Origin of the sequence: Shimia sp. R9_1 (genome assembly GCF_017743775.1) — a bacterium.
Taxonomy (GTDB): Bacteria; Pseudomonadota; Alphaproteobacteria; order Rhodobacterales; family Rhodobacteraceae; genus Shimia.
Genome location: NZ_JAGHRN010000002.1, coordinates 539,699 through 552,313, shown reverse-complemented (window position 1 = coordinate 552,313; position 12,615 = coordinate 539,699). Strand labels below are relative to the sequence as shown.

The window sequence follows — 12,615 nt, the reverse complement described above, 5'->3', positions numbered from 1 at the left end:
AAGCATATTTTTCTAACTATCACAGACGACAAACTTCAGGCGTCACCCGCTGGCTTAAACTCGCACCAACGCTTCTCGCCAAAGTCTTCCCGCAACAACAGCCCATCCCAAGTCCCTGCTGGCCAGCGCTGATCAACATGAGCGATGGCGTACTCAAGCACTTCGGTCTGATCGGCCAAGATGAAAGCCGCCAGAAACTCATCAGCCAAGTCGCCGAGTCCATTCAAAGGTTTGGTAACACAATGAACGTCGTCGCCTTCCCGCAACATCCACTCTTTTGGCACCAACCCACATGGCAACGCCCAAACACCTGAAATTTCATCATAACCGCATGCATTTGGAAAAAAACCAGCGCTACCTGCCCAAGCTTTAAACTCCGACAAGCTTTCTGAAACTTCCAAAGCTTGTTGAAGGTCCTTACGCTCTCCCCAGTCTTCCGCTCGAAAGAACACAGACGTGCAAAACACAGCGACCACTAACAAGAAGATGGAGACCCCTTTCATCAATATCTGAGCACCCGCCCCTGCGGGCTCACCACATATTTGTTCACGCTGCCAAATCCCGGCGGGTTCAGCTCTTCCAGCGCTTGAAAAGGCCGCTGTGGCAGCACAATTGAACGCTCCATCCGAGTGGCGCCAGTGTCTGCCCCACGCCCGGCAAAAGGATCGAGCGCAAATATCTGACGTTCCACGGTGCCAAACCAGCCCGAGCGCTCTGACTTTACATCTTCGCTCAGCAACTCCTCAGTGGTCCAGGCCAAGGCCCAGTCTTCCCCTTCCGGTGCCCGCGCCGCCTCAAGCACATCGCGGATAGGCCCGCTTTGCCGCGTGAAAGCGCTGGAATACATCGGCCCCACATGCAGACGCTGCAACCGCTTGGGGTGCAGATCGTCAAAACTCTCATCAAATCCCTTGGCAATGGTCACCAGTTTCAACCCCGCCACCGCCTGCGCCATCAGATGCGCCTGCACCTCTGGCCAGCGTCTCTCATCCTTGGGCAAGGCCCGCTTGCCTGTGTCCTCTAGCTCCATGAGGTAGATCGTCGGCAGATTGACCTGACTGTCATAGACCGCCCAATGCAGCAGAAACTTGCGCCGCCGCTCAGAGAGATTGCCCAGCCACAGCACCTCAGGGTGGTTCTGCGCCCAGAACAGCTCTCCCTTGAGCAACTCCTCATAATAGAGCCGCTGGCTCAGCGCGAATTGCAGCTTCGTTGGGATCTCCTGATCGCCAATAATGGTGCGCAGCATGTCGTTCTTCAGCGTCTCCGCATCCGGCATATTGCGCAGATGGCTTTCTGCCTGCTGGGCATCGTTGGCCATCACCAAGAGCTCATTGAACATCGGAAAGCCGCTTTCCACAGCATCCATCGCGAGGCTGCCAAAGAACTGCCCGGTCTGACGCCCCACCAGCAGATACTTCATGCTCAGCGCTTTGAACGTGTAGCCAATCGTGGCCAGATAACGAGTGAGGATTTTCACCTCATCGGCGCGCATCTCCCCCTCCGCCTCACGTGTCGCAGCCACCTGCGTCAAATGCTCCATGATCCGCGCAAACTTCTGAAAGTAGCGACGAGATTCGCGGGTATCCATCAGGGCGTTTTGCTCTTTGGTTGTGTCGTTCATTTTTCTTCTCCGAGACACCCTGTGTCACGGATCGTGACCAACTCAGAGTTCGATTCGTGGCAGGCGGACCATCTTTCCGAAGGCGTACGCGGATTTAAGTAGGCAAACATTGTTCCATCCACTTCTATTCGCGCCAACCTCAGTGGCGTGTCCTACCGTTTGCATCGACGTGTAAAAACCATTGCCAAGCCGGAGCGAATGGAGGTTCCACCAAACTATATTGAAAGAAGGAAGGATCACTGTAGGACAGCTTAACTTTCATGTTTCGACGATGCGGCAAAAGTTCGAATTGAACAAAGGCCCGCACGCCCCATCTTACGAATACTCCCAAAAATAGAGTCACTCCCGACAGCGTCAGGAGGATAAAAAACGCTATAGTCCTTGTCTCCTCAACTTCAAAAAACATCGGAAACGATGACGGTTCGATACTCAATTGAGTGAGCGCAAATGCGCCAGCGGCACTCAAGAGACCAATCACTGCAGTGATAGAAAGTTGCGCGCCGAAACTCATGCCCCATACAAATTCTTGTCGTGCTTCTCGACGATCTTCTGGAACCTCCGGGCAAAGCGTTCATCCGCCTTGGCTTTGGCCGCCAGAACATCACGGGCAAAAACCATATGCTCCTCATGGGCTTCCATCATATCCGCCATGCGCTGGTTCGTGGCGGTGCCAATCGCCGCCATCGACGCCTGCGCTTCTTTGTCGGTTTCCACGCCAATCTCGTTGATGCGGTGCGCGATGTCCTGCTGCTGCGCGGTCTTCAAAGACTTGGTCAGCGCATCGTAAAGCACCACACGTTGCTTTGTGTCCGTCTGCAGCTTATTGATCAGCACCATCTGCGTCGCAGCCTGATTTTGCAGACTGTCGACCCAGGTTTTGCCTTTCTCGATATAGCGCTCCAGTGTCTGGCTTTTGGCCAGTTTTACCTGCTCTTGCTGAACCAGCTCATTGTAGGCTTTGTTCAGATCTGCCAGCTCGGTCTCAAACTTCGTACGCGCGGCGGCGTCCTGCTCAACCGCAATCTTGTTCTCCAGCGCAATGATCTCAGGATCCATGCCAAGGATCTCCGCGCGCAGATTTTCCAATTCACCTACAGTGAATTCACGTTCATCCAGCGTCTCGGTGAGATTGTCCTCAACCTTCACCTTCTGCTCTTCCAGCACGGCCAGCTGACTTTCTAGTAGCTTGGTGATTACATCGGATTTTGCAATCAGATCCTGCAGCTTATCGTCAATATTGGCGGTCTTGATACGCTCTGCCCGCATCGATTCTGATTTGCCGCGGCTAAAGATGCCGACAAAACTCTCCCAGCCGGTTTTGTCCCGCATCTGGTCAAAGTCTTTGGAAAACGCCGCCGTCACATCATCAAGGCCCATGATCAGCTCAGCGATATTGGCGTTCATCACTTCGGTATGGGCATGCACGTCGTCCAGCGTCGCGTTCTCAATATCAATCGCAACATCGTTGCCGGTTTTCATCTTTTCACGTGCCGCATCAATGCGGCCAGTCAAATCCGCAATCTTGCTCTGTGCCGCCGCAACCTGCGCCTGAGATTCGCGCACTTGAGTTTCAAAATTTGCCATCAAACACCCCCTTATTTTCTAATATCTTGAAGCGCATATGGGGAATGTTACGCCCATTTACATCGCCTCTGCAGTCAATTCGAGCAAACTGTTGCAAATGTGCACGCCAAAGAAAAGAGGAGAGAGGGATTGATACCGCCATAAGGCGATTGAATTTAGAGCTCAGCTTAGAGTTTCAGGTACATCAAAGCACCCGCAGCAACGATCCTAACGGCAAGCATACGTCAAAGATCATCAGGTTTGCCGCGCCCAACAGGGCGCGACATAACGATTATCCAACCACGTTGAACTCAGGCCCGTAAGGAAAGCCCGTGATGTTCTCGTTGCCATCTTCGGTGATCACCAGGATATCGTGCTCGCGATACCCGCCAGCGCCGGGTTGCCCGTCGGCAATCGTCAGCATCGGCTCCATGGAGATCACCATACCCGGCTCCAGCACAGTGTCGATGTCCTCACGCAATTCCAAACCGGCTTCGCGCCCATAGTAATGGCTCAAAACGCCAAAGCTGTGGCCATAGCCAAAGGTGCGATATTGCAGCAAATCGCGCTCCGCAAAAAAGGCATTGATCTGCTCGGTCACCTCGGCACAGCTTGCCCCCGGTTTTAGCAGAGAAATACCCAGTTCATGCGCGCCGACATTGGCTTCCCAGATCGCAAGGCTGGCCGGGTCGACCTCTTCCACAAACATCGTGCGCTCCAGCGCTGTGTAATAGCCGGAGATCATCGGGAAAGTGTTGAGCGACAGGATATCGCCACGCTCAAGAACACGCGCCGTCACAGGGTTATGTGCGCCATCTGTGTTGATGCCCGACTGAAACCACACCCAAGTGTCCCGATACTCAGCTCCAGGGAAGCGTTTGGCGATCTCAAGCTCCATTGCGTTTCGTCCAGCCATGGCAACATCGATTTCGCGCGCGCCGGCCTTCACAGCATCACGAATGGCATACCCGCCCACATCCGCAACCGCAGCGCCCGCGCGGATCAGCTCGATTTCTGCGGCACTCTTGTGCATACGCTGCCGCATGGTTTGTTCGTAAAGGTCGACTGTGCTATTTGGTTTAAGAAAACTGTTCAGCTTGTTTTGCTGCAGCAGGCTCAGGTGATCCCCCTCATAACCAATCACTGCGCTCTCGCCAGTGATCGAACGGATCGCCCGCCAGTAGTTGTCCCGCTGCCAGTCAGTGTAGGTGATATTGTCACCGTAGCAGCGCCGCCATGGCTGGCCCGCATCGATACCCGCCGAAATCGTCACACAGTCTGTCGGTGTCACCACCACGGCATATGGTCGCCCGAATGCGCAATAGGTGAAGCCCGAGTAGTAGGAAACATTGTGCATAGAGGTGAAAACCGCGGCATTTACGCCAGCCTCCACCATAATCACGCGCAGACCAGCCACGCGGGCCTCATATTCGGCCTCCGCGAACTGCAACGGCGCTTTCTCGCCATTATGAAACCGATAAAATTCAGGACGTGATGTCATGTTGACCTCCGATCAAAGAGGTCCCGGCGTTCAGGACTGTAAAGAGTTTGGCGCATTCCTCACGCAGAATGTGGCGACGCCATCGCCAATGCCTGCGAAAAGTCATGCCAAAGGAAGCCCGCCGAACGCAACAAAAATCCGACGCCTAGCGCGCGCTGAGACTCTTGCGCCCAAATTCGAGGCGCCTACTGTGAACGCAAAGAGGAGAGCGCAGATGCAAACAGAAGCCAGAAATTTGATCACCGATGTGGCTGGGCTTTGTGTCGGCAATGCGCAGGATGCAGTGATCAAGACCGGCACCACTGTGTTGGTTGGCGATGCGCCCTTCACCTGCGGCGTCAGCGTGATGGGTGGCGCACCGGGCACGCGCGAAACCGACCTACTCGCGCCTGACAAAACCGTTCAGAAAGTTGATGCACTGACTCTTTCGGGAGGTTCGGCCTTTGGTTTGGATGCATCATCCGGCGTAGCGGATGCCCTGAGGTCCGCCGGACGTGGCTTTGCCGTTGGCGATCAGAACGTCCCCATTGTACCGGGCGCCATTCTTTTTGACCTGCTCAACGGTGGGGACAAAAACTGGACCGAAAATCCCTATAAACGCCTCGGTGCGGAGGCGCTCGCCGCAGCGGCCGAAAACTTCGCAATGGGCTCCTGGGGGGCCGGGACCGGAGCCACCCTGGCCAGCAACAAAGGCGGTCTGGGATCTGCATCGATGGTCTTGCCGTCCGGGCACACAGTGGGTGCGCTGGTGGCTGTTAACGCGCTTGGCGATGCATCTCCAGACGGCCAACACTTCTGGGCGTCCCCTTGGGAAATCGGCAGCGAGTTTGGCAATTTGGGTCTGGTCTCCACTTCTCCCTCCACCTTGCCAAACACCAAGCTTTCCAGCCACAACACCACCATTGCCATTGTCGCGACCGACGCGGACCTCACCCAAGCACAATGCACACGCATGGCCACAGCTGCGCACGATGGAATGGCCCGCGCCTTGGTGCCTTCGCATACCCCAATGGACGGGGATCTGATTTTTGGCGTCAGCACAAATGCGAAGCCGCTCGAAGCAGAAGTTACCGACACCCTTTGGCTCGGCCATACCGCAGCCACTTGCCTAGCCCGCGCAATTGCGCGAGGGGTCTGGCATGCGCGTCCCGCCGAGGGTGATACGGTGCCCTGCTTTAGACCCTAGCGAAACACCATCTGCGCAAAATCACTTTCGGGGTCTGCCAAGGCGTCGATGACATCAAAGTGGTGCTTGCCACCGGCAACAAACAGATCGCAGCCCCAAGCCTCTGCCAGCCAGCGTGCTTGATCTAGAAACACAGGCCGTTCATCCGCACCGACCCAGACAGTCACATCGATACCTTCTCGCGGTGTTCCAAACACGGGGCTTTCCGTAGCGCATTCCGCAGCGTCCAGCTTCAAATCCGCATTCATTGCGGTCTTCATCAAAGGACGCAGGTCAGACACCGGTGAAATCGGCACCACACGCGTGATCCGACTTGCTACGGCCTCTGAAAGCACACCTTCACAGGTCATCCGCGCCACCAGATGCCCGCCAGCCGAATGCCCCGCCAAAATGATCGGACCTTCAATCATTTCAGCCGCTCGGCTCACTGCCTGTGCAACTTGCGCTGTGATCTCTGAAATCCGCACATTTGGTGCCAAGTCATAGGATGGGAGCGCAACGGCCCAGCCATGTGCCACGGCTGCGCGCGCAAAATGGCTCCAGAAAGTTTTGTCAAACCGCAGCCAATAGCCGCCGTGCACAAAGACAAACAACCCTTTAGGTGAGCCCTCAGGCCGGATCAGATCGAAGCACTGCCGCGCGCCTTCCCCATAAGCGACGTCAGTTTCCGCCACCATCTCCGCTCGGAAAGCGGCAGCCTCCTCAGACCAACGTGGCGGATAGGCATCTGCCCCCTCGATATAAGCCGCATTGGCGTAGGCATCATCCCAGTCCATATCGCTCTCCCTCCCCCGAAATCATTCACAAGTTCGCCACCACTCTGCGTGATCTGGCGCACCTCCACAAACCAGTTTTTAGCTGAGGCCTTCAAAACAGGCTTTCGCATATCTGTCACAGATCTGTTGCCACCGCGTCATATAGAGGTGCGACCTGCAAGCCGTTAACCAACACGGAGACTCCAAATGTTGCTGCGCAGCCTTTGTTTGACGTCGGCCTTGGCACTGACTGCAGGTCACGCCGCCGCAGAAATGAACTTCAATCGCATAGCCTCTTTCCCAGTGGTCAAAAACATGGCTGAAGGTGAAGACACCAAGCGCGAGACTTCCCCGGAAATCATCGCCGCCACTGCAGATGGCATGACGCTTGTATACACTGACAGCCCACTGGGCGTTCTGGGTCGTATTGATATCGCTGATCCGGCCGCTCCCAAACCGCTCGGCAATGTGGCTCTGGAGGGCGAACCAACATCCGTTGGCGTGCTTGGTGAGCTCGCCATTGTTGGCGTCAACACTTCCGAGAGCTACACGCAACCATCCGGCGTGCTTCAGGCCATCAACATCGCAGACGGCTCAGTTAAAGCCTCTTGTGATTTGGGTGGGCAACCCGACAGCGTCGCCATCGCACCGGATCAAAGCTTTGTCTCTGTCGCTATAGAAAACGAGCGTGACGAAGACCTAGGCGACGGCCGCACAGGCCAAATGCCAGCCGGAATGCTGGCCATGGTCGAATTGAAAGACGGTACACTGGCGTGCGACACACTGCGCATGGTCGACATGACCGGCCTCGCTGAAGTCTCTCCAGAAGATCCAGAGCCAGAATACGTCTCAATCAACACGCTTGGCGAAACTGTGGTGACCCTGCAAGAAAACAACCACATGGTGGTTGTCTCCAAAGACGGCGAGGTCATCTCCCATTTTTCCGCTGGAGCTGTTGATCTTGAAGGCATTGACGCGACCGATGAGCGTGGTGCGCTGATCTTCACCGAAAGCCAAGAGGGCCGTCTGCGCGAGCCTGACGCTGTGGCGTGGATTGACGACAATCACTTCGCGACAGCCAACGAAGGTGACATGGACGGCGGCTCCCGCGGCTGGACGATTTTCCACAAGGACGGCACCGTTGTTTACGAAAGCGGCACCGATTTTGAACGTGCCATCATCCAGATCGGCCACTACCCAGACAAACGCTCTGACAGCAAAGGCGTTGAGCCGGAGAGTGTGACTTTCGCAACCTTCAACGGCACGCCATATGTGTTTGTTGGAGCGGAACGCGCCTCTGTTGTCGGTGTCTATGACGCCACCAATCCAGCTGAACCAGTTCTCAAACAGCTGCTGCCCTCCGGCGTTGGCCCGGAAGGCTATGTGGCGATCCCAGAGCGCAACCTGTTGGTCTCTGCCAACGAAAAAGACCTGATCGAAGATGGCGGCGCACGTGCGCATGTGATGCTGTTTGAATATCAGGACGCGCCAGCAACCTATCCACATCTCACCTCTGAAGGTGCAGACGAGTTGATCGGTTGGGGTGCGCTCTCAGGCATGGTCGCTGACAAAAACGGCATCGTCTGGGCCGTGAATGACAGCTTCTACGGCTTTCAGCCCTCCATCTTCAAAATCGACACCACCCAGACGCCAGCCCGCATCATTGATGTGATCCGCGTACACCGTCAGAACGGCAGCCCAGCGCAGAAGATCGATATGGAAGGCATCACGCTGGATGGCAAAGGTGGCTTCTACGTGGCTTCCGAAGGCCGCACCGACCGCGTGATCCCTCATGCGATCTATCATGTGTCCGCCGAAGGTAAGATCAAAGACCGCAAAGGCGAGATTGGCCTTCCTGCAGAACTGATGGCGGTGGAAAAGCGTTTTGGCTTTGAAGGCATCACCAAAGTTGACGACACGCTCTGGATGGCGGTGCAGCGGGAGTGGAAAGATGACCCGAAAAACCACGTGAAACTGGTGGCCTATAATCTGGAAACCAAAGAGTGGGGCGCGGTGCATTATCCAAAAGCCGAACCCGCGACTGGTTGGGTTGGGCTGTCAGAAATCGTGGCACATGGCGATTGGGTCTACATCGTGGAGCGTGACAACCAACATGACCACCGTGCCGTGACCAAGAAAATCTACCGCGTGCCTGCGTCTGAAATGGTGCCTGCCCCTCTTGGCGGTGAGCTGCCTGTAGTCACCAAAACTCTGGTGCGCGACCTCCTTCCAGATCTGACCTCCACCGGAGGCTACGTTCTGGATAAAGTCGAAGGCCTAGCCATTTTGGAAGACGGCACCGCTTTTGCCTCCACCGACAACGACGGTGTGGACGATCATTCTGGCGAAACCATGTTCCTCAACATTGGCAACATCGAACCGGCTGCCAACTGATCTGATCCTCCCCGTCAGACAGGCAGAGCCCCGTTGCTTAAAAGCGGCGGGGCTTACTTTTTCATACTGACGAGCGTCAGGTACCCCGCCACGCTCAGCGCCGACAGGCTTCCACACCAAACCAGAGCTTTTTGAAATCCCATAAGATCCGCCAAAACACCCACTCCTCCAGCACCGAGTGCAGCACCACCTGCAGCGATCACCGCCCACAGGCTCATCACACGCCCACGCATGTCATCTTCAAGATCTAGCTGTATGGCCGTCTGTGTGGAAATCGCGGTCAAGGTAGTGACATAGGACATCCCTGCCGCCACTGCCAAGGCTATTTCCCAAGTCGGCGCTAGGCCAAGGAAAGCCACTAGGAGCAGCCCTAGAACGATTGCCAATCTGGTCAGAAGCGGTAGGCGACCTGGCGCTTGCGGTGGCAGAGCTGCCTTGGAAAACCCGCCTAGAATGGCACCAAGCCCGGTGACACTCATCAAGGCGCCCAGCCCGTCCGCGCCGCGCGCGAACACGCCATCAGCCAAAGGCGGCAAAACCTCCAGCGCTCCGCGTGCCACCAGTGCCAGCATACCAGCAACAAACATCGCTTCGCGCACTGCCTTAACCTGCCAGACATAACGCAGCCCTGCGCCCAGTGCTTTGAAGAAGGGCTCTTGCGCACCGCCGCTTTCCCGCCTTGGTCGCAGGCTCAGACGGGACAAGACAACCAGATAAGGTACAAACAAAAGCCATTGCAGCAACAGCGTATGCGCCACGCCTATCTGCGCAATCATCACCCCACCAACAGCCGGTCCTACCATCCGCGCGATGTTGAAGTTGATCGCGACAATCGTGACCACCGAACTCACATGCTCTCGCCGCACCAATCTCGGTGTCATTGCCATCCGAACCGGATGGCTCGCCGCGATCAACACGCCAATCAAGAATGCAAACAGAGCTAACAGAAACGGCGTGATCCACCCCAAAGCCACAATCGCCCAAAGCGCCGCGCACAGGAATATATTGCCCCCCTGCACCATCAGCATTGCGCGCTTTACGTTGACGCGATCCACCCAGACACCCACCAGCGGCGACAAGACAATCGCAGGTGCGAACAGTAGAAGCGCGACAAATCCGACAAAACTCGGCGAACCCGTCATGTCCCAGGCCAGCCAGCTCATAACGATCCGCTGCATCCAGATCGCAAGCAACCCAAAGGCCGCGCCAAACACATAGGCGCGGAAATTTCCGGATTTCAGAGCGCCCAAGTTCACGTAACCACCAAGTCTTTAGAGAACCCGGCGACTGTGGACGCTTCACCTGCGAACTGCAACCGAACATGCAAAAACGCGCGCCTCAATTTGAGACGCGCGCCTAACAACAAGGGAAGAAAGTGTTTGTCAGTTTTTGAGCAGTCAGTTGACAGCTTTGGCGTCAACCACATCCTGCTCCACGGCTTTTCGGGCACCGGTGGAAATCTCGATGCGGCGCGGCTTCAGGGCCTCTGGGATTTCACGCTGCAGTTCGATGTGCAGCATTCCATCCTCATGGCTCGCGCCGGTTACCCGAACGTGGTCTGCCAGATGGAAACGACGTTCAAACGCGCGGGTCGCGATACCACGATGCAGATAGGTTTTCTCTTTTCTCTCTTCGCCTTTTTTTGCGGTCACGATGAGAGCGTTCTGTTTGACCTCAATGCTCAGGTCGTCAGCCGAAAAACCGGCGACTGCCAGCGAAATGCGATAAGCGTCATCGGCGGTTTTTTCGATGTTGTACGGGGGGTAGCTCGGCTGGGCGACGTCGTTGGACAGAACACGGTCCATCATGTTTGCCAATTGGTCAAAGCCAACGGTCGACCGGTACAGCGGAGCCAGATCAAAAGTGCGCATGGGTTATCCTCCATTGAGCGACAACAATATGTAAGTGCCTTCCATTCGGACAGGCGGTGTAAACGAGACCCGATCATCGGCGCCTCGTTACATCTCATTTGGGGAGGCTTTTCAGCGTTTCAACCCCCACCCGCGCGGACAAATTTAGCACCTGTTCCAGTGCGATTTCCGATCTGAATGCGCTTTGCGCCGTTGCTGACTTTGGCGACCGGCGCATCACCCACGCGCATTCGGCGTTTGAGCTCTGCGACCGCCGTTGGCAGCTCCATGCCGAAAGACATTTTCTCACCGTCAGCAGTATCATCTCCCGCGGAAACCAAAGAAAGGATCCGCACCCGATTGCCATAGCGCACAAAAACGGGCGCGCCCGAGGATCCGAAGGTCACGTTGCAATCAAAAGTGAGAAGCCCCCACGCCCGCTCCAAAATGGCGCAATCACGCTGCCAGGAAATGAACTCGCTCCGCCCACGCCCATAACTCAAGATCGAAACCTTCTCACCTTCCTGCGGATCGACGTGAATGGCGAATGGATTGGCTTCTGAGGTGGAGATCGGCGCAGACAGACGCAGCAGAGCGATATCATGACGTATCATTTTGGTACTGATTTTGCCTCCAGGGACATCTTCATACCTCGCATCAACAACCACACGGCTCACACGGCGTTCCGCAAGCGCGTCACCGTCCACATATCCCGCACGAAATGTCATCTGGTCTGCCGCGAGTGGTCGCCCCTCATCGTCAAAAACACAATGCGCAGCGGTCAGCACTTGATCCGATGCAATCAATGCGCCCGAACAATAACCGCCGTTTTTTATGTCGAGCCGTCCGATCGCTTCCCAGCCCAACAAGTCACCGCGCGTCCGCAATGGCTGCAATCGCTCTTCCGCAAATACGGGCATCGCCGACAGCAAGCTCGCAATCAAGCACATCAGATAGGTTAAACGCATAAGAAACTCGCTTTTTGGGGGCAATCATCTACGGGCGCACAAATTTCGCACCCGTGCCGTTTCTTTCTTGCAAGGGTGTGAGGCTGCGCGCCTGTGGTGACTCATCCATCTGCGCTGCAAACAACTCATCCAAGCTATGATCCAGCGCTGCCCCCAGCGCCACTTTGGTGCCACGCACCTCCGCTTTCGCGGCCACGACGGATGCAATCCGCACCGCACCGTCTTCAAAAACAAAAACCGGCGCACCGCTGCTGCCAAAATCGATGTTGCACGACAGTACGTACACACCCTTCTGACGGCCCATCACCCGACACATCTCCTGAAATGATGGTGCCTCAGCACGCCCAACCGCATAAGATACCACACCGATCCGGGATCCTTTGCGAAGGGTATCGGCCGTCTCAAACGGAGTGATCTTGGTATTTCGGATCGGATGATGCAGTTCCAGAAGCGCGAGGTCATTTTGCACGTCCTCGATCTCGGTCTGACCGCTGTAACGGTATTTGGGATGCACAACGGCACGCTTCACCTTGCGATACGCCTCGGCACGTCCATTGCGCCAACCTGCGCGAAATTCGATCTGCCCCACGTCGTGACGGCCGCCTGTCTCTTTTGAGTAAAGGCAATGTGCGGCGGTCAGCACCAAACCCGGCGCGATTAATGCCCCGGTGCAAAACCCGCGACCGTCTATCTCCAGGCGGCCAACCGCCCCCCAGTCACGACTGTCCTCGCCGGTGTCAAGACGCCGCAAGCCCGTGTCTTGCGCCACGGCAA

At 56.1% G+C, this 12,615-nt stretch carries 11 protein-coding genes; 2 read left to right on the top strand and 9 right to left on the bottom strand.

Annotated elements, in window-relative coordinates; translation table 11 throughout:
• Positions 1–35: 35 nt before the first annotated feature.
• From J7399_RS09000 to J7399_RS08985, 4 genes are all read right to left on the bottom strand, one after another.
• Complete coding sequence (locus tag J7399_RS09000) at positions 36–503, bottom strand: hypothetical protein (protein WP_209085463.1); 468 nt, start codon at positions 501–503, stop codon at positions 36–38.
• The gene (locus J7399_RS08995; RefSeq protein ID WP_209085461.1) at positions 503–1,624 is read right to left on the bottom strand and encodes a hypothetical protein; all 1,122 of its coding nucleotides are present in this window, start codon (positions 1,622–1,624) and stop codon (positions 503–505) included. Before J7399_RS08995 ends, J7399_RS09000 begins: the two co-directional genes overlap by 1 nt.
• A 507-nt stretch (positions 1,625–2,131) precedes the next feature.
• Positions 2,132–3,208 (bottom strand): hypothetical protein, encoded by a 1,077-nt coding sequence (locus J7399_RS08990; protein ID WP_209085459.1) that lies wholly within the window; start codon positions 3,206–3,208, stop codon positions 2,132–2,134.
• Between the two features lie 271 nt (positions 3,209–3,479).
• Complete coding sequence (locus tag J7399_RS08985) at positions 3,480–4,688, bottom strand: aminopeptidase P family protein (RefSeq protein ID WP_209085455.1); 1,209 nt, start codon at positions 4,686–4,688, stop codon at positions 3,480–3,482.
• 214 nt (positions 4,689–4,902) lie between these two features.
• On the opposite strand from J7399_RS08985, the gene J7399_RS08980 reads away from it, so the two are divergent.
• A complete protein-coding gene (locus J7399_RS08980) occupies positions 4,903–5,874 on the top strand; it encodes a P1 family peptidase (RefSeq protein ID WP_209085452.1) in 972 nt (323 codons plus the stop codon).
• Here the strand turns inward: J7399_RS08980 and J7399_RS08975 are convergent.
• Positions 5,871–6,650 (bottom strand): alpha/beta hydrolase, encoded by a 780-nt coding sequence (locus J7399_RS08975; RefSeq protein WP_209085449.1) that lies wholly within the window; start codon positions 6,648–6,650, stop codon positions 5,871–5,873. The genes J7399_RS08980 and J7399_RS08975 overlap by 4 nt on opposite strands.
• A 186-nt stretch (positions 6,651–6,836) precedes the next feature.
• On the opposite strand from J7399_RS08975, the gene J7399_RS08970 reads away from it, so the two are divergent.
• Positions 6,837–9,023 (top strand): esterase-like activity of phytase family protein, encoded by a 2,187-nt coding sequence (locus J7399_RS08970; RefSeq protein ID WP_209085447.1) that lies wholly within the window; start codon positions 6,837–6,839, stop codon positions 9,021–9,023.
• 53 nt (positions 9,024–9,076) lie between these two features.
• Here J7399_RS08970 and J7399_RS08965 read toward each other — a convergent pair whose 3' ends face one another.
• The 4 genes from J7399_RS08965 to J7399_RS08950 all read right to left on the bottom strand — a co-directional run bounded on the left by J7399_RS08965 (position 9,077) and on the right by J7399_RS08950 (position 12,610).
• Positions 9,077–10,279, bottom strand: a complete 1,203-nt coding sequence (locus tag J7399_RS08965; RefSeq protein WP_209085445.1) for an MFS transporter — start codon at positions 10,277–10,279, stop codon at positions 9,077–9,079.
• A gap of 141 nt (positions 10,280–10,420) precedes the next feature.
• Positions 10,421–10,894: an Hsp20 family protein gene (locus J7399_RS08960; RefSeq protein ID WP_209085443.1), complete on the bottom strand. Its 474-nt coding sequence runs from the start codon at positions 10,892–10,894 to the stop codon at positions 10,421–10,423.
• Between the two features lie 119 nt (positions 10,895–11,013).
• The gene (locus tag J7399_RS08955; RefSeq protein ID WP_209085440.1) at positions 11,014–11,841 is read right to left on the bottom strand and encodes a trypsin-like peptidase domain-containing protein; all 828 of its coding nucleotides are present in this window, start codon (positions 11,839–11,841) and stop codon (positions 11,014–11,016) included.
• A 28-nt stretch (positions 11,842–11,869) separates the two neighbouring features.
• Positions 11,870–12,610 (bottom strand): trypsin-like serine protease, encoded by a 741-nt coding sequence (locus J7399_RS08950; protein WP_348539449.1) that lies wholly within the window; start codon positions 12,608–12,610, stop codon positions 11,870–11,872.
• Positions 12,611–12,615 lie beyond the last annotated feature (5 nt).